A 20,297-nucleotide genomic window follows, 5' to 3' on the forward strand; every position below is an offset into this window, starting at 1 on the left:
TGACTACCCATCACTTCCCACACGGCAGGTGGGCGCCCGAAAGCGTCGCCCCACGGCAGCACGTTGTCACCCGACACGGCAATAGGTGCCCCGACCAGCCTCCACTTCGGCAGCCGGACGGCTACGCTCAATCACCTGTACGTCGTTTGGGCGACCTGGGGAGGTAGCGGGATGACGGAGGGACGGCCCGATACGGCCGCCTCGGCTTCCCTGTGGGAGCGCGAAGCGGAACTCGCCGCGATCACGGAGGCGATCGATGAGCTCCGCGCCGACCAGGCGTCACCGGGCAGGGTCCTGGTCTTCCGGGGCGAGGCGGGCATCGGCAAGACCGCCCTCCTCACTGAGGCCCGCCGGATAGCCGAGGAGCGTGGCTGCACCGCCTGGTACGCGCGCGGCGGCGAGACCGTCACCTCCGTCCCCTTCAACGTGGTGCGCCAACTCCTCCAGCCCGCGCTGATGGCCCTGATGGACGCCGAGACCCGCGACTACCTGGGCGACTGGTACGACATCGCGGGCCCCGCCCTCGGACTCGCCGAACCGGGCGTGACACCCGCCGACCCCCGGCACGTGTGCGACGGCCTCGTCGCCGCCGTGGGCCGGCTCGTCCGCCGGACCTGGCCCCTCGTCCTGCTGATCGACGACGCCCACTGGGCCGACCAGGAGACCCTGCACTGGCTGTCCGTGCTCACCGGACGGCTGTCCGAGATGTGTGTCCTCGTGGTGGTCGCGCGCCGCCCCGGCGAGGCCACCGGGGAACCGGCCCGCTATCTGCAGGAGATCGCCGCCGTCGCCGGTCCCGTCACCAGGATCAGCGCGCTCACGCCCGGCGCCACCGCCGGACTCACCCGCTCCGCGGTCGGCGAACACGCCGACGACGCGTTCTGCCGCGAGGTGTGGGCAGTCACCGCGGGCAACCCCTACGAGACCGTCGAACTCCTCGCCAAGGTCAGGGACAGCCAGCTGGACCCGGTGGAGGACTCCGCCGCCGAACTGCGCGCCCTCAACAAGACGGCGCGCGGCCACGGACTCGTCGCGCGCCTGGAGGAACTCGGCGTCGAGGCCACCCGGTTCGCCTGGGCGGCCGCGATCCTGCACACCGGCATCACCGTGGAGATCGTCGCCCGCCTCGCGGGGCTGCCCGTGGCCACGGCGCGGGAGTGCGCCGAACTGCTCACCCAGGCCCGTATCCTCACGCCGCCCGATCCGGCCAACCGTCAGCCGGACGACGGTGACCTGGTCTTCGTCCACCCCCTGATCGCCACCGCCGTCTACGACTCGATCCTGCCCAGCGTCCGCACCGCGTTCCACGGCGTGGCCGCGACCGTCGTCACCGAGTCCGGGCGCGGGCCGGCGGCGGCCTCCCGCCACCTGATCGAGGTGCTCCCCGACGGCGAACCCGAACTCGTCGAGCAACTCCGGGCCGCGGCGAGCGAGCACCTCGCCGTCGGCGCCCCCGAAGCGGCCCGCCGCTGCCTCGAACGCGCCCTGCAGGAACCGCCCCGCCCCGACGTCCGCGTACGCGTCCTCTACGAACTGGGCTGCGCCACCCTCCTCACCGCCCCCGCCAAGACGGTCGAACACCTCCGCTCGGCCCTGGCCGAACCGGGCCTCGACAGCGCGGAACGGGTGAACGCGGTGTTCCGCCTCTCCCAGGCGCTGCTCCACAACGATCAGTCGGACGAGGCCATCCGCACGGTCGACGCGGAGATCGCCCGGACGGACTCCGGGCCGGCCCGGATGCGGCTGCAGGCCGTGCGCCACATGTGGGACACCATCCACGTCGGTGAGGAACTCCCGCCGGCGCACTCCGAGGAACTCGCCCGGCTCGTGTCGACCTGCACCGGCAGGGACAACTCCGAACGCGCCCTGCTCATCCTGCGCGGCTACGACGCGATGACCCGGGGCGAGAACGCCGAGGTGGTCGTCGAGCACTGCGACCGCGCGCTCGTCAACGGCCGCCTCGCGCCGGGGCTCGGCTGGACGGACTCCGAGTGGGGTATCGAACTGCTGCTGTTGCTGGCCGTCGCGTACGCCTACGCGGACCGGCTCGACCGCGCGGAGGGCCTGTGCCTGGAGGCCCTGCGGACCTACGAGTCCGCCGGGTGGAGCGGCGGTCACCTCGCGCTGGCCCACGCGCACGTCGGCCTCGTCCATCGCCTGCGCGGCAGGCTCAAGGAGGCGGAGACCTTCCTGCGCAAGTCGCTGATGCTCGCCGAGCCGGTCGGCAGGCGGCTGCCGATGTCCTGGAGCGCCACCTGCAACCTCGTCGACACCCTGCTGCTGCGCGGGCACGTGCAGGCGGCCTGGGAGGTCGCCGAGCAGTACAACTTCGCGCCGCCGTACCCGTCCACCATCGTGATGCCGGAGCCCCGCTCGGTGCGGGGCCGACTGCTGATCGCCGTCGGCCGCACCAAGGAGGGCATCAACGAGCTGGAGGCCGCCGAGAAGGCGACCTCCGCCCGCGGCCACTACAACACGGTCTCCGCGACATGGGCCGGCGCGCTCGCCCGGGCCCTCGCCCACGAGGACCCCCGTCGTGCCGCCGAGCTCGCCGCCACCGTCCGCCGGCGCGCCGAACGCTTCGGCACGGACACCGCCATCGGTGAGGCGCTCCGCCTGGAGGCATCCCTCGCCACCGGCAAGCAGGCCGCGTCCCTGTACGCCAAGGCCGTCACGTACCTGGAGGCGTCGCCCTCCGCGTACGAACACGCCGCGGCACGCGTCGAGTACGGCATCGTCACCCGCTCGACCTCCGAACTCCAGCGGGGTCTCACCCTGGCCGCCTCCTGCGGAGCGGACAGCCTGGTCGCCCGTGCCCGAGAGGCCATCGCCCGGCTCGTCTAGGGCAGGGCGTGTTGCGAAGGTCCCGTCTGCCCGGCGGCGTCCGGCACGCACGCTCGCCGCGTTGTCGGGACCGCCCCGATACCACCGGTGCCGGGGCGACCCTCCGCCGTGCGATCGCACGCACCGGACGCCGCCGGGCCCGCCCTTCGGGCAGACGACGCTCCTTGCGAAACACGCCCCAGGGCCTGCCCACCGATCCCCGCGGGCTCGGCACGCGGCGGCCCGCCGCGCGTGAGTCCGTGGTGCCCGGGACGCCCACGCCGGTGCGGGCGGACCCGTGCCGCCGGTCAGCCCCCTCCCGCGCTCTCCTCCTCCGCCAGCACGCGCTGGGCCGTCGCGAACGCCGAGTTCGCCGCGGGCACGCCGCAGTAGACGGCCGTCTGGAGGAGGACGGCGCCGATGTCGTCGGGGGTGAGGCCGTTGCGGCGGGCCGCTCGGATGTGCATGGCCAGTTCGTCGTAGTGGCCGTGGGCGACCAGCGCGGTCAGCGTGATCATGCTGCGTTCGCGGCGCGAGAGCGTCGGGTCGGTCCAGATCTCCCCCCAGGCGTAGCGGGAGATGAAGTCCTGGAAGCGGGCCGTGAACGGCGACTGACGGGACTGGGCGCGATCCACGTGCGGATCGCCGAGGACCTGGCGGCGCACCTCCATCCCGCGCCCCGGGTACCCGTCGAGGTGCGCGCGCAGCGCGGCCAGCACCGCCTCCGGGCGTTCGGCGGGCGCGAGATGGGACGCGCCGGAGATCTCCGTGAGCGACGCGCCCGGCACGGCGTCCGCGATCTCCCGCAGGTGCGCCGGCGGGGTCGCCGGGTCCTCCCGCCCGGCGACCAGCAGGGTCGGCGCCGTGATCCCGGGCAGCGCGCCGCGGATGTCGAAGGACGCGAGCGCGTCACAGCACGCGGCGTACGCCTCCGGATCGGCCGCGCGGTGGTCGTCGACCAGCTCCGGCACGGTGAACCCGGCGGTGAACCAACGGGCGTCGGCGGTCTCGGCGAGGCCCGCCAGCCCCTCGCGCCGCACCAGTGCGGCCCGCTCCCGCCACGGTCGCTCCCCGTTGAAGTGGGACGAGGAGCAGATCACGGCGAGGGACGAGACCCGCTCCGGGTGGTGCGCGGCGAGCTGCAGACCCACCGCCCCGCCGAGGGACACCCCCGCGTACGCGAACCGTTCGACGCCGAGCGCGTCGGCGAGGGCCAGCACCAGCGCGGCCAGGTCGCCGACCGTGGCACCGGCGGCGATCAGGTCGGCGGGGGAGCCGCCGTGCCCCGGCAGATCCCAGCGGATCACCCGGTGCGCGATGGACAGTTCGGGCGCCACCTTGTCCCACAACCGGGTGGAGGTGCCGAGGGACGGGCCGAGCAGCAGCGGGGGAGCGGAGGCCGGACCCTCCGCGCGGTGGTTCAGCAGAGTGTCCGTCAACGTCGCTCCAGGGCACGGTCGGTGAGGTCGGTGGCGGAGCCCGTGTAGCGGGCTGGGTCCGTGAGGTCCGCCAGGTCGAGGTCCTTCAGGTCCGGCTCCTCGGCGAGCAGGTCGGCCAGCGGCCGGCCCTCGGCGTGGACGCGGGCGGCGGTCCGGGTGAGCAGGTCCTTGGCGCGGGCCCGGCCCAGTACGGGCGCCAGCTCGGCGGCCAGGCGTTCGGAGACGATCAGCCCGTGGGTGAGGCCGAGGTGGCGCCGCATGGCGTCCGCGTCCACCCGGAGCCCCCGGGTCAGCTCCCGCGCGTCCCGCGCGGCGCCCCCGACCAGCCGGAGCAGATCCCGCAGGGGCTCCCACTCGGCGTGCCAGGCACCGGCCGGCCGTTCGTCCTCGGCGGCCATCGCCGTGTACAGCGTGGCGGCGAGCTGGGGCGCCCGCCGGGCAGCCGCCGCGATCAGCGTGGACCGGACCGGGTTCGCCTTGTGCGGCATCGCGGACGAGCCGCCGCCGCTGCCCTCGGCGACCTCCGCGATCTCCGTACGGGCCAGCGTGAGCACGTCCACCGCGACCTTCCCCAGGGCGCCCGCGGCGAAGGCGAGCGCCCCCGCGAGGTCGGCGATCGGGGTGCGCAGCGTGTGCCAGGGCAACTCCGGCTCCCGAAGGCCCAGTTCACGGGCGTACGCGGCCACCAGGGCATGTGTGTCGACCGGCGCGCCCGGCGTCCCGCCGCCGGTGACCGGGGCGAAGACGGTGAAGGCGGCCAAGGTGCCCCCCGCGCCGCCCAGTTGGGCGGGCAGGCCCGCCCGTACGACCGCGAGCCGGTCCCGGGCGTCGAGCACCAGCGACCGCCAGCCCGCCGCCTTCAGCCCGAAGGTCGTCGGCACGGCGTGCTGGGTGAGCGTCCGTCCGGGCATCGCCGTGTCCCGGTGCGCGGCGGCCAGTCCGGCCAGCGCGCTCTCCGTGCCGGCGAGGTCGGCCAGCACCAGGTCGAGGGTGCGGGCGGCGACCAGCATCGTCGCCGTGTCCAGAATGTCCTGGCTGGTCGCGCCCCGGTGGACGTACGGGCCGTGGGTGGCGCCGACGGCCTCGGTGAGGTCCGCGACCAGCGGGATCACCGGGTTGCCGCCGCCGCGGGCGCGCTCCGCGAGGGACCGCACGTCGAAGGCGCCGGACCGGGCGGCCCCGGTCACCGCCGTCGCGGCCTCGGCGGGGGCGAGCCCGAGGGCGGCCTGGGCGCGGGTCAGGGCGGCCTCGGCGTCGAGCAGCGCCCTCAGGTAGGCGCCGTCGCCGGTCGCGGCGGCCGCCGGGGAACCGGTCCACCCGGGGGCGAGCAGACCGGCGTCGGCGGGCGGCGCGTCCCGCCCGGCGGGCGAGGACGTCACCGGTACTCCAGGAAGACCGTCTCGCCCTCGCCCTGGAGGCGGATGTCGAAGCGGAGGGTGCCGTCGCCCCGGTCCTCGGCGATCAGCGTGCCGCGGCGGGTCTCCTCCACCCGGGAGAGCAGCGGGTCGGCGGCCAGCGCCGCCTCGTCGCCCGGCAGGTAGATCCGGGTGTAGAGGTGGACGAGCAGACCGCGGGCGAAGACGCACACGCTGAGGTAGGGCGCGTTCCGGCCGCGTGCGCCGGGCCGCAGGGTCCGCGCCGTCCAGTGCCCGTCTGTGTCGGTCTGGACGCGGCCCCAGCCGGTGAACTCCACGCCGTTGCGGCCGAGGAAGCCGCCGCTCGCGGGGTCGCGCCGCATGGAGCCGTCGACCTGCGGGACGTTGCCGTCCGGGTCCGGGCCCCACAGCTCCACGAACGCGTCGGGCAGGGGGTCGCCCGCGCCGTCGAGGACGTAGCCCTGGAGCGTGATGGTGTCGGGGTGGCCGACGGGGGCGATGTCACCGCCGCCGGGGAACGGCAGGGCGTGACCGTAGAAGGGGCCGACCGTGTGCGACGGGGTCGGGAGCACCGTCTCCGGACGGTTCGTGTCGATCTTCGTCATGGCGGGTCAGCGTCCTTCTTCCATCCAGGTGGCGTGGGGTCCGTCGAGCACGATGTCCCAGACGTAACCCAGGGAGAACTCCGGCACCGACAGACCGTGGTCGTAGGTGGCGACCAGTCGCTGCCGCGCCGCGTCGTCCGTCACCGACTGGATGATCGGGTCGTACGGGAACAGCGGGTCGCTCGGGAAGTACATCTGCGTCACCAGCCGCTGGGTGAACGCCGTGCCGAACAGCGAGAAGTGGATGTGGGCGGGCCGCCAGGCGTTGAGGTGCTGGCGCCAGGGGTACGGGCCGGGCTGGATCGTCGTGAAGTGGTAGTGCCCGTCGTCGTCCGTCAGGGTGCGGCCGACGCCGGTGAAGTTCGGGTCGAGCGGGGCGTCGTGCTGTTCGCGCTGGTGGGCGTAGCGGCCGGCCGAGTTGGCCTGCCAGATCTCGACCAGCTGCCCGCGGATCGGGCGTCCCTCACGGTCGAGGAGACGGCCGGAGACGGTGATGCGCTCACCGATCGGCTCGCCGTGGTGCTGCCGGGTGAGGTCGTTGTCGATCTCGGTGATGTCGCGCTCGCCGAAGGCGGGGGAGGACAGCTCCACCAGTTCCGGGTCCTTGCTGACGTCGATGGCGACCGGCGGCTGCTTCGGGTGCCGCAGCACCGAGGACCGGTAGGGGGCGTAGTCGCGACGGGGCTGGTGCTCGACGGGAGCGCCGTCGGCGATCCCCTTCTCGTAGGCGGCGTGCCGGGTCGCGATCTCCTGGTCGATGTCCGCTTGGGTGAGTGTCATGAACGGTTCCTTAGCGTTCGAGGACCGGGGCGAGGCCCTGGTCCACGCCGAGCGCCCGGCGACAGATTAATCAGGGCACTGAGTATTCAGTGAAGTTTCCTTCACGCTGCCATCCGTCGAGTCCGCCGTCAAGGTCCGCGCGAAGGTGTGAGGTCGGGCGTGTGCGACGTGCTGGACAGGCTCCGGTGGGTGGCGGGTATTGTTCAGTGCACGAACGAATAACCGTCCGTGTCGATCTGGTCGAGGAGCGCACATGGCCGCGGTGGACCTCTCCACCCACCCCGGGCACCTGGCCCGGAGACTGCAGCAGGCGCACTACCTGCTGTGGAACGCGATGGTCTCCGAGGAGATCACCTCCCCGCAGTTCGCCGTCCTCAACACGCTCGTCGAGGAGCCGGGGCTGGACCAGCGCACGGTGGGTGAGCGGGTCGGCCTCGACCGCTCCACGATGTCCGAGGTGATCACCCGGCTCGGCCGCCGCGGGCTGCTCGACAAGGTCCGCGACCCGCAGGACGGACGGCGCTTCCTCCTGTGGCCCACGGAGGACGGCGTCCGGACGCACCGCAGGCTGGCCGTCCGGACGGCCCGGATGAACCAGGTGTTCCTCGCTCCCCTGGCGCCGGACGAACAGCGTCTGTTCATCGAGCTGATCCGGCGGGTGGCCGACGCCGCGGAGGAACTGCGCAGCCCGGCGGAGCCGCTCCGCCGGGCTCCCGACCGGCCCGTCGCGGCCCCCGACTCCGACGTGGCACGTCATGGCGGGGACCCGGTCACTTCGTGACGTACAGCACCCAGACCTGGCCCTCGGCGAAGTTCATGGGTGTGCCGTCCGGTGTCGTGAAGGTCGTGCCGTCCGCCGGCGTCCCGCGCTCCCATTCGGCGTCGAAGACGCGCCCGTCCCGTAGGACCTCTGCCTTCCCCGAGCCCACCGTCTCCGTGTACGGAGTGTTGTTGCCCAGGTAGTCGCGGAACCGGGACTGCCGGATGGTCACGTGCTGCACGACCACCGTGGCCGGAGCCACCCGGGCGCCGTCGGTCAGTACGGCGTCCCGCCCGTCCATGGCGAGCAGCCAGCGCCGCTCCTGGTCGGACCAGGTGAAGGTGAAGCGGGCCGCCGGGTAGCGGACCGTGCGGGAGTGCTCGGGGGTGCCGCCGGCGGGCGCCCGGCCGTAGCGGAAGCCCGTGGTCAGGGCGTCGGCGCCGGGCGGGGAGCCGACCAGCTTCGCCGGGCGCAGATACAGGTTGTGCGGGGCGGGTTTGTCGGTGCCCCGGTAGTACGCGGCACCGGCGTCGCCCGGGGTCCTGGCCTCCAGCGGCGCCCTGTCGATCAGCGGCAGCAGCTTGCTCTGCGCGCCGGAGAAGGCCAGCGTCGGCTCGTCGAACTGGCGCAGGAGCTCCAGGTCGGACTCCCGGGCGCTGCGCACGGGGCCGACGGAGTCCGGGAACCTCGTCGCGTAGACGGCCATCAGCCGGCTCAGGCCGCCCTCGACCTGCTCGGCGTAGACGACGTCCGCGGCGTCCAGTCCAGTCTGGGGTCTGGCCGCGCCCACGTTGTCGATCTTCACGGCCAGTACCGAGCCCACGCCGCCGGGTCTCTCCGAGGGGCTCTCGCCCTGGCGGCCGTCGTCCGGGCCGCCGCCGGAGCAGCCCGCGAGGAGGGCGCCCGCCGTGAGAGCGGCGAGTACCATGCCCGTCGTCGCGCGCCGCCGAGTCCGCCGCGCCCTGAGTCTCATGCTCACCGTGCCCATCCTTCGCCGACTTTGTCTTTGATTGTGGACTTATCGGCTGATAGATGGCTATACCTGTTTGCTTCTGACCGCACCCGATCGGCTCCGTCGACCGCGCTCCGAGGTGGTTCGGCGCGGCGGCTCCGGGTACCCGTGCGGACCTGCGAGGCCGAGTCGAGGGACGGAGCGGGACGCGATGAAGGCAGTGACATGGCAGGGCAGGCGGGACGTACGCGTCGAGACCGTGCCCGACCCGACGATCCAGGAGCCGACGGACGCGGTCATCCGCCTCACCTCCACCGGGTTGTGCGGCTCCGACCTGCACCTCTACGAGGTACTCACGCCGTTCATGACGCCGGGCGACATCCTCGGTCACGAACCCATGGGCATCGTCGAGGAGGTCGGCGCGGGGGTACCGGACCTGGCGGCGGGCGACCGGGTCGTGGTGCCGTTCCAGATCGCCTGCGGCAACTGCTGGATGTGCCTCACCGGGCTGCCCACCCAGTGCGAGACCACCCAGTGCACCGGCGAGGGCATGGGCGCGGCCATCTTCGGCTACACCCGGCTGTACGGCTCCGTGCCGGGCGCCCAGGCCGAGTACCTGCGGGTGCCGCAGGCCCAGTTCGGGCCGATCAAGGTGCCGGAGGGCCCGCCCGACGACCGGTTCGTGTATCTCTCCGACGTGCTGCCCACCGCCTGGCAGGCGGTCGAGTACGCGCACATCCCGCCCGGCGGCAGCGTCGCCGTGCTCGGCCTGGGGCCCGTCGGCGACATGGCCTGCCGGGTCGCCCAGGTGCGCGGCGCCGAGCAGGTGTTCGGCGTGGACCTGGTGCCCGAGCGGCTGCGCAGGGTCCAGGCACGCGGCGTCGAGACGTACGACCTCAGGGACTTCGACAGCCAGAAGGAGCTCGTCGCCGCGATCCGCGACCGCACGGCCGGGCGCGGACCCGACGCCGTGATCGACGCCGTCGGCACCGAGGCCCACGGCAGCGCGGCGGCCAGGCTCGCGCAGACCGCGACCGGCCTGCTGCCCCGCACCCTCGGCGCCAAGTTCGCGGAACACCTCGGCGTCGACCGGCTCGCCGCCCTGCACACCGCCATCGAGCTGGTGCGGCGCGGCGGCACCGTCTCCATCTCCGGGGTGTACGGCGGCACCGCCGACCCCATGCCGCTGCTCACCATGTTCGACAAGCAGATCCAGATGTGCATGGGCCAGGCCAACGTCCGCACCTGGAGCGACGACATCCTGCCCCTCCTCACCGACGAGGACCCGCTGGGCGTCGACGACTTCGCCACCCACCGCCTGCCGCTCAGCGAGGCGGCGCACGCCTACGAGATGTTCCAGCGGAAGGACGACGGGGCGGTGAAGATCCTGCTGGAGCCGTGAGGCCCCGAGGCGCCGCCCGACTCCTCGGCGCCGCCGCGGAGCGGTGGCCGGGCGGTCACGGACCGAGGATCTCCGCCAGGTCGTAGGTCACCGGCTCCTCCAGTTGGGCGTAGGTGCAGCTCTCGGGGGTGCGGTCCGGGCGCCAGCGGCGGAAGCGGGCCGTGTGGCGGAAGCGGACGCCGTTCTCCATGTGGTCGTACGCCACCTCGGCGACCCGATCGGGCCGCAGTGGCACCCACGAGAGGTCCTTCTTCCCCGACCAGCGGCTCGGCGCGCCCGGCAGCCGCGCGGTCTGGTGCGCCGCCTCCTCCGCCCACGCGGCCCAGGGGTGCTCGCCGACGTCCGTCATCCGCGACGGCTCCAGCTCCGCCACCAGCTCGGCCCGCCGCTTCATGGAGAACGCGGCGGACACCCCCACGTGCTGGAGGGTGCCCCCGTCGTCGTACAGACCCAGCAGCAGGGAACCGACGACGGGCCCGCTCTTGTGCGGCCGGTACCCGGCGACCACCACGTCCGCCGTCCGCTCGTGCTTGATCTTGAACATGGCCCGTTCGTCCTGCCGGTAGCGCAGGTCGAGCGGCTTGGCGATCACCCCGTCCAGACCCGCGCCCTCGTACTGCTCGAACCACCGCTCGGCCACCTCGCGGTCGGTGGTCGCCGGCGCGAGGTGGACAGGGGCGGTCACCCCGGCCAGGGCGCGTTCGAGGAGCGCGCGCCGGTCGGTCAGCGGGACGTCGGTCAGGGACTCGTCGTTGAGGGCGAGCAGGTCGAAGGCGACGAAGGAGGCCGGCTGCGCCCCGGCCAGCATCCGGACCCGGGAGTCCGCGGGGTGGATGCGCTCGGTGAGCGCGTCGAAGTCGAGGTGGCCGTCCCGGACGATCACGATCTCGCCGTCCATCACGCACCGCTGCGGCAACCGCTCCGCGAGCGCCTCCACCAGCTCCGGGAAGTACCTGGTCAGCGTCTTGCCGGTACGGCTGCCGAGCTCCACCTCCGGCCCGTCGCGGAACACGATCGCCCGGAACCCGTCCCACTTCGCCTCGTAGTGCATGCCCGGCGGGATCTTCGCCACGGACTTGGCGAGCATCGGCTTCACGGGCGGCATGACGGGCAGATCCATGCTCCGATTCTGCGACCCCGCGACCAGATTCGCCCGGTATCGAGACTTTCCTTCCGGTGTGCGCCGTGTGGTGCCTCCGCCTACCGTGGCCGCATGGCTGATGCGGTGGAGTTGGAGGTGGCGGGCCGGACGGTACGGCTGTCCAGCCCCGACAAGGTGTTCTTCCCGGAGCGCGGTTTCACCAAGCTGGACCTCGCCCGGTACTACCTCGCCGTCGGCCCCGGCATCCTGCGGGCCCTGCGCGACCGGCCCACGACCCTGGAGCGCTACCCGGAGGGGGTGAACGGCGAGAACTTCTTCCAGAAACGGGCCCCCAAGAACATGCCCGACTGGATCCCCACCGCCCACATCACCTTCCCCAGCGGCCGCAGCGCGGACGAGATGTGCCCGACCGAGGTCGGGGCCGTCCTCTGGGCCGCCCAGTTCGGCACGCTCACCTTCCACCCGTGGCCGGTCCGGCGCGACGACGTCGACCGCCCCGACGAACTCCGCCTCGACCTCGACCCGCAGCCCGGCACCGACTACTCCGACGCCGTCCGCGCCGCCCATGAGCTGCGCTCCGTCCTGCACGACTACGGCGACCTGCGCGGCTGGCCGAAGACCTCCGGCGGGCGTGGCCTGCACGTGTTCGTCCCGATCGCGCCGCACTGGACGTTCACGCAGGTCAGACGGGCCGCCATCGCTGCCGCCCGGGAACTGGAACGCCGGATGCCGGACCAGGTGACCACCGCGTGGTGGAAGGAGGAGCGCGGCGAGAAGATCTTCATCGACTACAACCAGACCGCCCGCGACCGCACCATCGCCTCCGCCTACTCCGTACGGCCCCGCCCGCACGCCCCCGTCTCCGCGCCCCTCACCTGGGACGAGGTGGGCTCCGCCCTGCCCCGCGACTTCGACCTCGCCACGATGCCGGTGCGCTACGCCGAACGCGGTGACGTGCACGCGGACATGGACGACCACGCGTACTCCCTGGAGGCGCTGATCGAACTGGCCGCGCGCGACGAGCACGACCACGGTCTGGGTGACCTGCCGTATCCGCCGGAGTACCCGAAGATGCCGGGCGAACCGAAGCGGGTGCAGCCGAGCCGGGCGAAGAAGGGATGACCCGCGCCCCCGGCGCAGCGTCCTCACCGGGGCGCGGGGGGTCGTCGTCCTAGGCGGTGGCGTAGTCGGCGAGGGCGGGTTCCAGCAGGTCGAAGACCCGGGCGGCTTCCGTGGTGAGGGTCCGGGCGATCCGTTCGTCGGGGTGCCCGGCGAGCGTCAGCTCCTGGACGCGGTGGAACAGCGTGCGGTGCGCGGCGCCCAGCAGTTCGGCTGCGGCCCGGACGGTGATGTCGTCCGCGTCGGTGCCGGTGGCCTCGGCGAGCGACCGCGCGAGGTGCCGCGCGCGCTGGTCGTGGAGGCCGCGCACGCAGGCGCTCAAGGTGGGGCTGTCGGCGATCATGCGGGCGGACTCCCGACCGGAGAACCCGGCGATCCGGTCCCGGGAGGCGACGGAGTCGGCGAAGGCCCGGCGCAGCGCGGCCAGCGCGGACTCCCCGGGGCGTCGTGCGTCCACGGCCCGGGCCAGCGAGGTGGCGAACTCCTCCTGGTGGTCCAGCGCCAGGTCTTCCTTGCGGGGGAAGTAGTTCGTGACGGTCTTCTTGGCGACGCGGGCGGCGGCGGCGATCTCGGCGATGGTCGTCCGCTCGAAGCCCTGGGCGAGGAACAGCCGTGTCGCGTGGGCGGAGATGAGCTGCCGGGTCTCCAGCTTCTTCGTCTCACGCAGCCCGGCGCTCGGGGCCGGCGTCTGGTTGGCCATGGCGGGAGCTTACTCCCGTGACATTTTTACGTTGACGCAAAGAATAGCCGAGGATAAATTTACGTCCGTCATAAGTTTACATCGATAGAGCGATGGGCGACGTCACGCCCTCGCGGGGGTTCTTCACCGCCCCGGTGGCAGGGGTCGCCCCTGTCGCCCGACCCGTCGTGTGCGCCACCCCGTTGACCCGCAACCGATCCAGAAGGAACCCTTCGTGCGCAAGCTCGTCTACTACATCGCCTCCACCCTCGACGGTTTCATCGCCGGGCCCGACGGCGCAGACCCCACGGGACCGGACGGGTTCTGGCCCGTCAGCGGCGACTACGTGCAGTACCTCGCCGCGCAGTACCCCGAGACCCTGCCCGCCCACGCCCGGAAGGCACTGTCCGTCGAGGCCGAGGGCACCCACTTCGACACCGTCCTCGAAGGACGCAAGACCTACGAGATCGGCCTCGACGCCGGAATCGCCGACGCCTATCCCCACCTGAGGCACCTGGTCTTCTCGACCACCCTGACCGAGAGCCCCGCCCCGGCCGTCGAAATGGTCGCGAGCGACCCGGTGGCGAAGGTGCGGGAGCTGAAGCAGGGGGACGGCAAGGACCTCTGGCTGATCGGCGGGGGCGAACTCGCAGGGGCCCTCTACGCCGAGATCGACCAGCTGATCGTCAAGCTGGCCCCCCTGACCATCGGCACCGGGATCCCCCTCTTCGGCCGCTCGGCCGCCTTCGATGCGCGCCTGTGGAACCTCACGGACCACGTCGTCCTGGAGAGCGGGACGGCGTTCCTCACCTACACCCGCGGCTGAGGGCGGTGCGACGGGCCCGACGGGGTCCGTCGGGCCCGGTCTCAGCCGCTGGCGCACGCCACCACGCGGCGGCAGTCCCCGAGCAACTCCTCGCCCGACGCCACGTCCCCGCGTCTGCTCACGCCTGCGTGGGCCGTCCCGTGGCTGGTGTCGCTGGCGGCGGGGTGAGGACAGTTCCGCTCGGACGAGGGGGAGGGCCGGGGCAGCCGCCGGACCCGTCGCGACGAGGCAGACGGCGATCTCCTGGCGGTGCACGGGGCGGGCGGTCCAGTGCCGCGAGGGCACCGGCAGCGCCACCTCCGCGTCTCGGGTGATCCGCCCCAGGGCGACGGCCTCGTCGACGCCCCGAGGACCGGGCCCGCGCAGGCCCGCAGCCAGGGACACGGCCGCCGGGCCGAGCGAGCCGCTCACCAGCACGGAGCCTTGCCGCGGTGCGGTGGCGTACGGCCGCCACGGGTCACAGCATGCCGTACGCCACGGACAACGGGCCATGCGCGGACGGGTGTTACAGCTCCTTGATCCGGATGTCCCGGTAGGAGACCACGTCCGTCGTGCCGTGCACCTGGAGTCCGACATAGCCGGAGGCGAACCGCCGCCCGTCCGTGCCCGGGTCGTCCGCGCGGGGCGGGGCGAACTCCTGACCGCCGGTGTTGTCGAACTCGTTGATCAGCACCCCGTTGCGGAACACGGAGTAGTGCTGGTCGACCACACGGATCTCGTAGTCGTTCCACGTGCCCTTCTGGGTGACGCGCGCACCGGCGAGCCCCACCCGGTCGAAGCCGTAGACCGATCCGGTCTTGTACATGTCGCCGTCGGGCCGGTCCAGGACCTGCACTTCATGGCCGTACTTGATGGCGACCCACTCCGGACGGGACTCCTCCGGGTGCTCGTGGACCCACGGGAACCGCACGAGGACCCCGGAGTTGGCGTTCGACGTGCCGGGGGCGTCGTCACGCCACTGCAGGCGCAGCGAGAAGTCGCCGTACTTCCGCTCCGGGAACCACAGCATGCCCAGCCCGTCCTTCGTCGTCCCGGACGTGATCGAGCCGTCGGCGTTCCGGGCGAACGAACCCCCTCCCACCTGCTGCCACGTGGCGAACGACTCGGCCGTGGAGTCGAGGATCGTCCGGTAGCCCTCGGTCTGCCCGGGCCTGCCGATGCCGGACTCCGCCGCGGCCTCCTTCACCGCGTCGTACTCGCGCCGGTCGACGACCCGGTCCCTCAGCAGCTTGTCCAGGACGGTGTCGACGTGCTTCAGGAACAGGGCGTGGGACGTCCACTCCTTCTCGTCCTCGATCAGTTCGTTGATCCGGCACCGGTTGTCGGTCACCCGGTTCGGCACGCCCGAGTCGACCGTGCCGACGAACACCGTCAACCGCTCGTCGTACTCGGCGCAGTCGGGCGCCGGGACGCCGCCGCCGGAGACGACCGTGAAGGTCGCCGAGCGCGCCGCGGCGGTGTTGCCGGCCTTGTCGCTCGCCCGGTACGCCACGGTGTGCGTGCCCGCGCGGTCGACGACCACGGGGGCGGTGTAGGCGAGGTAGGGGCCGCCGTCCAGCGAGTACTCGATCGCGGCGACACCCGATCCGCCGTGGTCCGTCGCGCTGACGGTGACCTTCGCGGCCCTCAGGTAGGCGCCCGAGGAGTTGCGTTCGCCCTCGACGGTCACCCCGGTCACCGGCGGTGTCGTGTCGGCGGCGGGCGGGGCCACGACCGTGAACCCGACGTTCTTCTCCGCCGAGACGTTGCCCGCCCTGTCGGTCGCCCGGTACCGCACGGTGTGCGTGCCGGTCTCGTGGACCATCACCGGCGCCGTGTAGGGCCGCCAGGCGCCCGAGTCGCCGAGCGCGTACTCCACGGTGTTGACCCCGGAGCCGGTGTCCGACGCGGACACGGTGACCGTGGCCATGGAGACGTACCGCCCTTGCGCGTCGCGCTCACCGGTCACCGTCGCCGAGGTCTCCGGCGCGGTGGTGTCGTCCGTGGGCGGGGCGACGACGGTGAACTCCACGCTCTTCTCGGTGGCCGTGTTGCCCGCCTTGTCGACGGCCCGGTAGCGGACCCTGTGGTCCCCCACCCGGTCGATCACGACGGGGGTGGTGTACGGCACCCAGGTGTCCGCGCCGCCGAGCGCGTACTCGATCCGTTCGACCCCCGAGCCGCCCGGGTCGGCCGCGGTGACGGTCACGGTCGCCGAACCGACGTACGCACCCTCTGCGTTGCGGGTGCCGCTCACCGTCGCCGAGGTCTCCGGCGCGGTGGTGTCCCCGCCGGTGCCCTCGGTGACCACCAGGATGCCCTGCATCTGACCGTGGCCCGGGATGGTGCAGGAGAAGCGGTAGCGGCCGGGGGTGAGCGTGACCTCGGTGGTGTGCCGGCCGCCCCGGTCGTCGTTCGGGTTGGCCAGGATGTTCAGCGGGACGTCGTTGTTGTACTCGGGGTCGGAGACGTCGAACGTCAGCGTGTGCGGCATCCCCGTCGTGTTGCCGGTGGCCGCGCTGTTCTCGAACACGATGGTCGTCACGCCCGCCACCGCCGTCTCCGGGGCGGTCGCGTACCTGGTGATGTCGTCACCGGCGGTCCAGGTGAGGACCTGGGTCGCGGCCTCTGCGGCCGGTTCCGCCCGCCCGGCGGCGGGGGTCGCGGTGAGGCCGAGCACCATCAGCAGGGCCGCCACCAGCGCCGCCCGCACACGTCTCGTCCGCATCACCGCGCACCCCCCGCGAGCTGGTCGGCGGCCGGCGTGGGACCGCCGCCCGTGTAGGTGACCCGCCACAGGGCGGACCTGGCGTCGGAGGTGAAGAACCCGCGCCCGTAGTCGAGGAGGTACAGGGCCCCGTCCGGCCCGAACTTCCAGTCCATGAGGTTCTTGATGCCGTCGTTGCCGACCGGGATGATCCGCTTCAGTGTCTCGGCGTGGATCGGGAGTCCGCCGTTGCCGTGGTTCTTCGGGTCGGTGAGCACGGCGTGCCGCGGCTGGTCGGCGTCGTAGAAGTCGCCGACGAACCACTTGCCGTCCCAGTAGGCGGGCCACTGGCCGGAGCCGGTCGCGGCGGGGTCGTAGCGGTAGACCGGCCCGTTCATCGCGGCCTGTCCGCCGCCCTTCAGCCACGGCAGCAGATACCTGGCGTCCTCGTTCCTGTAGGAGGGGACGCCGTCGGCGTCCCGCGGGAAGTCGGGGGCGCCGCCCTGCGGCGAGTACCAGATGTTGTTGCCCGTCACGGGGGGCAGGTTGACGAGCCCGTCGTTGTGGGGGGACTCGTTCTTCGGGTGGTCGCAGTCGTACCAGCCCAGCGGCTTCGACGGGTCCGGCAGATTGCGGTCCCGGTACGGCTGCCCGTTGCCCATGCAGTACGGCCAGCCCCGGTTGCCCGCCTCGGTGATGACGGCGAACGTGTCGTACTTCGCCGGGCCCCAGGTCGTCGACGGTGCCGAGGCGTCCGGGCCGACCCAGCCGGCGTAGAGCACGTCCGTCTTCCTGTCCACGAAGATCCGCGCGGGGTTCCGGACGCCCATCACATAGATCTCGCCGCGGGTCTTCCCGCCGCCCTCGTCGGTCTCCTTCCCGGTGAAGAGGTTGCCGGCGGGCAGGGTGTACGTGCCGTCCGGCTCCGGGTGGATGCGCAGGATCTTGCCGTTGAGGTTGTTGGTGTTCCCGGCGGTGCGGCGCGCGTCGGCGAACGACACGCCCTTGTAGGTGGGCTGGGGGTTGTTGCCCGAGTAACCGGCGCTGAAGCCGCTGGAGTTGTTGTCGCCGGTCGCGATGTACAGGTTGCCCTTCGAGTCCCAGGCCATTCCGCCGCCCGCATGGCAGCAGCTGTGGATCTGCACGGGCCACGCGAGCAGCACCTTCTCGCTGCCCGGGTCCAGCTTGTTGGTGGCGAGGTCCAGGGTGAAGCGGGAGACGCGGCGCTCCGCCGTCCGGGTGTCGCGGTTGATCCGTTCGTGCGGGGTGTAGTGCAGATACACCCAGCCGTTCCGCTGGAAGGCGGGGTCCAGCTCGATGCCCAGCAGCCCCTCCTCCACCTTGGTCAGCTCGTCGCCGCCGCCCTTGTTGCCGAAGACGGTCAGGGCGCCGGCCAGGGTGACCTCCTTGGTCCGCGGGTCGTAGACGTGGATCTCGCCCTTGCCCTTGCCGACGTCCGGGTCGTTCCAGTCGGTGACCACCGGCTGGGAGGAGTCGGCGCCGCCGCGGCCGATGTAGAGGACACGTCCGTCGGGGGCGGTGACCAGGCCGTGCGGTTCGCCGATCTGGTCGTTCCGGCCGGGCTGGTTGGGGCGGGTCAGCCGCTCCGCCGTGTAGTTCGCGTCGATCGTCGCCGTGCAGTCGGCCCGGGTCAGCCGGGACGTCCACAGCAGGGCGCCCCGCAGATGCGTGCGGAAGTCGGTCTCGTCGTACGCCGACACCGTCCCGCCCATGCCGGTGTAGAAGGAACGGCCGCCGTCGTAGTCACGGCACCAGCTCACCGGATGGTCCCAGCCGTTGGCGCTCGCGCCCGGCTGGTACGTCGACTCCCGCACCCGCGCCACGGTGTGCACGGCACCGGAGGGGTTCTTCACCCAGTTGAACCACTTGTCGGGCCGCTTCCACCGCACCGGCAGGTCCTTGGTGGCCGGGTGCCGCCGGTCCCCGACCTCGACCGTCGCCCGCTGCACGGACGCCGGGCTCGACGCGGCAGGGCGGGCGCCGATCAGTCCCGTGAACCAGTCGGAGTACGGTTCGGCGCGCGCCGCGTCATGGATGCCGACGAAACCGCCGCCCGCCTCCATGTACGCCTCCAGGCCCGCCTCCTGCTCCGGGTCGAGCACGTCACCGCCTCCGGTGAGGAAGACCACCGCGTTGAACCCGCTCAGGCGGGCCCCGTCGGTGAAGACGGCGGCGTCGTCGGTGGCGACGACCTCGAACCGTTCGGCAGCGGGCCCGGAGAGCCCGATCCGCTCGATCGCCTCGATCCCGGCGTCGACGAGCGGTGACTCCTCACCGGCCGCCGCCGAACCGTGGAAGACCAGCACCCGCGGGCCCGAGCCGCCCGGGGGCGAGGTGATCGACATCGTTGTCAGCCCGGGTTCCGGGGCGGGACGGGCGTGCGCCACGGGGCCCGACAGCAGCCCCGCGGCCAGGGCCGAGGCGGTCACGGCGGCCGCCCACGGCCGTCTTCCCCGCGTTCTCGTGTCGCTCAACCCTCGTAAGTACATGGGCACCTCCTCGGTCACAGCCACAGCGCCAAGGAAATTAGACCCCTTTGCGCGGCCCGCCAATACCTATGACCGGAACGCCACGAACTTTGTCCTGGGTGTGGATAAACACCCGCCGTGCCGCTACCGTCTCACAGGTTCGCCACAGACTCAGGCGCGTCTTTCGTAAGAGCCGTACTCGCATGGGGAGTTCCGGATGGACGGACTGGACAGACGAGGCTTCAACCGACGGCTGCTGCTCGGTGGCGCGGCCGCCGCGACATCGTTGTCCGTGGCTGTCGACGCCGTCGGCGCCCCCGTGGCCGAAAGCGCCGACACGACGGCGCGGACCGCCCCCGCCGGCGGCGAGGTCCGGCACATCAAGCTCTACGCCGAGAAACTGACGGACGGTCGGATGGGCTACGGCCTGGAGAAGGGCAGGGCGACCGTTCCCGGCCCGCTGATCGAGCTGAACGAGGGCGACACCCTGCACATCGAGTTCGAGAACACCATGGACGTACGGGCGAGCCTGCACGTCCACGGCCTGGACTACGAGATCTCCAGCGACGGCACCAGCCTCAACAGGAGCGACGTCGAGCCCGGCGGCACCCGCACCTACACCTGGCGGACGCACGCACCCGGCCGCCGCAAGGACGGCACCTGGCGGGCCGGCAGCGCGGGGTACTGGCACTACCACGACCACGTCGTCGGCACGGAGCACGGCACGCTCGGCATCCGCAAGGGCCTCTACGGCGCCGTCGTCGTCCGCCGCGAGGGCGACGTCCTGCCGGACAAGACCGTCACCGTCGTCTTCAACGACCTGCTCATCAACAACAAGCCGGCTCACACCGGGCCGAACTTCGACGCGACGGTGGGCGACCGCGTGGAGTTCGTCGTCATCACCCACGGGGAGTACTACCACACCTTCCACCTGCACGGACATCGCTGGGCCGACAACCGCACGGGCCAGCTGACCGGCCCCGACGACCCCAGCCAGGTCATCGACAACAAGATCTGCGGGCCCGCCGACTCCTTCGGCTTCCAGGTCGTCGCCGGCGAGGGCGTCGGCGCCGGGGCGTGGATGTACCACTGCCACGTCCAGAGCCACTCCGACATGGGCATGGTCGGCCTGTTCCTGGTCCGCAAGCCGGACGGCACGATCCCGGGGTACGAACCGCACGAGCACCGGCAAGAGCCCGAGCAGCAGAGATCCGGGCAGGAGAAGGAAGGCGGGCACGAGCACACGCACTGAGCCCGGT

Annotated in this window: 15 protein-coding genes; 6 read left to right on the top strand and 9 right to left on the bottom strand. The window is 72.4% G+C overall.

Annotation, left to right across the window (positions count from 1 at the left end):
* Positions 1-171 precede the first annotated feature (171 nt).
* Positions 172-2,844 carry an ATP-binding protein gene (locus GSY65_RS32170; protein ID WP_159775156.1) on the top strand — a complete coding sequence of 891 codons (2,673 nt, stop codon included), beginning with the start codon at positions 172-174 and terminating at the stop codon, positions 2,842-2,844.
* 287 nt (positions 2,845-3,131) lie between these two features.
* Here GSY65_RS32170 and pcaDC read toward each other — a convergent pair whose 3' ends face one another.
* The 4 genes from pcaDC to pcaH are packed head-to-tail and all read right to left on the bottom strand — an operon-like array spanning position 3,132 to position 7,023.
* Positions 3,132-4,262 carry a bifunctional 3-oxoadipate enol-lactonase/4-carboxymuconolactone decarboxylase PcaDC gene (gene pcaDC / locus GSY65_RS32175; protein ID WP_159775158.1) on the bottom strand — a complete coding sequence of 377 codons (1,131 nt, stop codon included), beginning with the start codon at positions 4,260-4,262 and terminating at the stop codon, positions 3,132-3,134.
* On the bottom strand, positions 4,259-5,641 hold the full coding sequence (pcaB, locus tag GSY65_RS32180; RefSeq protein ID WP_159775160.1) for a 3-carboxy-cis,cis-muconate cycloisomerase: 1,383 nt from the start codon (positions 5,639-5,641) through the stop codon (positions 4,259-4,261). The genes pcaDC and pcaB overlap by 4 nt, the downstream gene beginning before the upstream one ends.
* Positions 5,638-6,243, bottom strand: coding sequence for a protocatechuate 3,4-dioxygenase subunit alpha (gene pcaG / locus GSY65_RS32185; RefSeq protein ID WP_159775162.1), 606 nt, complete (start codon positions 6,241-6,243; stop codon positions 5,638-5,640). Before pcaG ends, pcaB begins: the two co-directional genes overlap by 4 nt.
* 6 nt (positions 6,244-6,249) lie before the next feature.
* Positions 6,250-7,023, bottom strand: coding sequence for a protocatechuate 3,4-dioxygenase subunit beta (gene pcaH, locus GSY65_RS32190; protein WP_159775164.1), 774 nt, complete (start codon positions 7,021-7,023; stop codon positions 6,250-6,252).
* A 253-nt stretch (positions 7,024-7,276) separates the two neighbouring features.
* Here pcaH and GSY65_RS32195 point away from each other — a divergent pair, with 253 nt between their 5' ends.
* Entirely contained in the window at positions 7,277-7,804 is a 528-nt protein-coding gene (locus tag GSY65_RS32195) for a MarR family winged helix-turn-helix transcriptional regulator (RefSeq protein WP_236580150.1), read from the top strand.
* Here GSY65_RS32195 and GSY65_RS32200 read toward each other — a convergent pair.
* The gene (locus GSY65_RS32200) at positions 7,794-8,771 is read right to left on the bottom strand and encodes a DUF3048 domain-containing protein (protein ID WP_443043280.1); all 978 of its coding nucleotides are present in this window, start codon (positions 8,769-8,771) and stop codon (positions 7,794-7,796) included. The genes GSY65_RS32195 and GSY65_RS32200 overlap by 11 nt on opposite strands.
* Before the next feature lie 175 nt (positions 8,772-8,946).
* Here GSY65_RS32200 and GSY65_RS32205 point away from each other — a divergent pair, with 175 nt between their 5' ends.
* Positions 8,947-10,137 (top strand): zinc-dependent alcohol dehydrogenase, encoded by a 1,191-nt coding sequence (locus tag GSY65_RS32205; RefSeq protein WP_159775166.1) that lies wholly within the window; start codon positions 8,947-8,949, stop codon positions 10,135-10,137.
* 55 nt (positions 10,138-10,192) lie between these two features.
* On the opposite strand, the gene GSY65_RS32210 is transcribed toward GSY65_RS32205, so the two are convergent.
* Positions 10,193-11,257, bottom strand: a complete 1,065-nt coding sequence (locus tag GSY65_RS32210) for an ATP-dependent DNA ligase (protein ID WP_159775168.1) — start codon at positions 11,255-11,257, stop codon at positions 10,193-10,195.
* Between the two features lie 93 nt (positions 11,258-11,350).
* Here GSY65_RS32210 and ligD point away from each other — a divergent pair, with 93 nt between their 5' ends.
* Complete coding sequence (ligD, locus tag GSY65_RS32215) at positions 11,351-12,361, top strand: non-homologous end-joining DNA ligase (protein WP_159775170.1); 1,011 nt, start codon at positions 11,351-11,353, stop codon at positions 12,359-12,361.
* A 49-nt stretch (positions 12,362-12,410) separates the two neighbouring features.
* On the opposite strand, the gene GSY65_RS32220 is transcribed toward ligD, so the two are convergent.
* Entirely contained in the window at positions 12,411-13,058 is a 648-nt protein-coding gene (locus GSY65_RS32220; RefSeq protein WP_159775172.1) for a TetR/AcrR family transcriptional regulator, read from the bottom strand.
* A gap of 214 nt (positions 13,059-13,272) precedes the next feature.
* Here GSY65_RS32220 and GSY65_RS32225 point away from each other — a divergent pair, with 214 nt between their 5' ends.
* A complete protein-coding gene (locus GSY65_RS32225) occupies positions 13,273-13,863 on the top strand; it encodes a dihydrofolate reductase family protein (RefSeq protein WP_159775174.1) in 591 nt (196 codons plus the stop codon).
* Between the two features lie 505 nt (positions 13,864-14,368).
* Here GSY65_RS32225 and GSY65_RS32230 read toward each other — a convergent pair.
* Both GSY65_RS32230 and GSY65_RS32235 read right to left on the bottom strand, forming a co-directional pair.
* The gene (locus tag GSY65_RS32230; RefSeq protein WP_201452738.1) at positions 14,369-16,570 is read right to left on the bottom strand and encodes an OmpL47-type beta-barrel domain-containing protein; all 2,202 of its coding nucleotides are present in this window, start codon (positions 16,568-16,570) and stop codon (positions 14,369-14,371) included.
* A complete protein-coding gene (locus tag GSY65_RS32235) occupies positions 16,570-19,059 on the bottom strand; it encodes a ThuA domain-containing protein (RefSeq protein ID WP_201452739.1) in 2,490 nt (829 codons plus the stop codon). The genes GSY65_RS32230 and GSY65_RS32235 overlap by 1 nt, the downstream gene beginning before the upstream one ends.
* Positions 19,060-19,255: 196 nt before the next feature.
* On the opposite strand from GSY65_RS32235, the gene GSY65_RS32240 reads away from it, so the two are divergent.
* Positions 19,256-20,290 carry a multicopper oxidase domain-containing protein gene (locus GSY65_RS32240; protein WP_201452740.1) on the top strand — a complete coding sequence of 345 codons (1,035 nt, stop codon included), beginning with the start codon at positions 19,256-19,258 and terminating at the stop codon, positions 20,288-20,290.
* Positions 20,291-20,297: the final 7 nt, after the last annotated feature.

The organism is Streptomyces sp. HM190, assembly GCF_009857135.1.
GTDB classification, from domain to species: Bacteria; Actinomycetota; Actinomycetes; order Streptomycetales; family Streptomycetaceae; genus Streptomyces; species Streptomyces heilongjiangensis.

Coding starts and splice junctions, on each gene's coding strand:
- pcaG (WP_159775162.1), bottom strand. CDS start 6,243: ATGACGAAGATCGACACGAACCGTCCGGAGACGGTGCTCCCGACCCCG.
- GSY65_RS32210 (WP_159775168.1), bottom strand. CDS start 11,257: ATGGATCTGCCCGTCATGCCGCCCGTGAAGCCGATGCTCGCCAAGTCC.
- GSY65_RS32195 (WP_236580150.1), top strand. CDS start 7,277: ATGGCCGCGGTGGACCTCTCCACCCACCCCGGGCACCTGGCCCGGAGA.
- pcaH (WP_159775164.1), bottom strand. CDS start 7,023: ATGACACTCACCCAAGCGGACATCGACCAGGAGATCGCGACCCGGCAC.
- ligD (WP_159775170.1), top strand. CDS start 11,351: ATGGCTGATGCGGTGGAGTTGGAGGTGGCGGGCCGGACGGTACGGCTG.
- GSY65_RS32200 (WP_443043280.1), bottom strand. CDS start 8,771: ATGGGCACGGTGAGCATGAGACTCAGGGCGCGGCGGACTCGGCGGCGC.
- GSY65_RS32205 (WP_159775166.1), top strand. CDS start 8,947: ATGAAGGCAGTGACATGGCAGGGCAGGCGGGACGTACGCGTCGAGACC.
- GSY65_RS32170 (WP_159775156.1), top strand. CDS start 172: ATGACGGAGGGACGGCCCGATACGGCCGCCTCGGCTTCCCTGTGGGAG.
- GSY65_RS32220 (WP_159775172.1), bottom strand. CDS start 13,058: ATGGCCAACCAGACGCCGGCCCCGAGCGCCGGGCTGCGTGAGACGAAG.
- GSY65_RS32240 (WP_201452740.1), top strand. CDS start 19,256: ATGGACGGACTGGACAGACGAGGCTTCAACCGACGGCTGCTGCTCGGT.
- GSY65_RS32230 (WP_201452738.1), bottom strand. CDS start 16,570: ATGCGGACGAGACGTGTGCGGGCGGCGCTGGTGGCGGCCCTGCTGATG.
- GSY65_RS32235 (WP_201452739.1), bottom strand. CDS start 19,059: ATGTACTTACGAGGGTTGAGCGACACGAGAACGCGGGGAAGACGGCCG.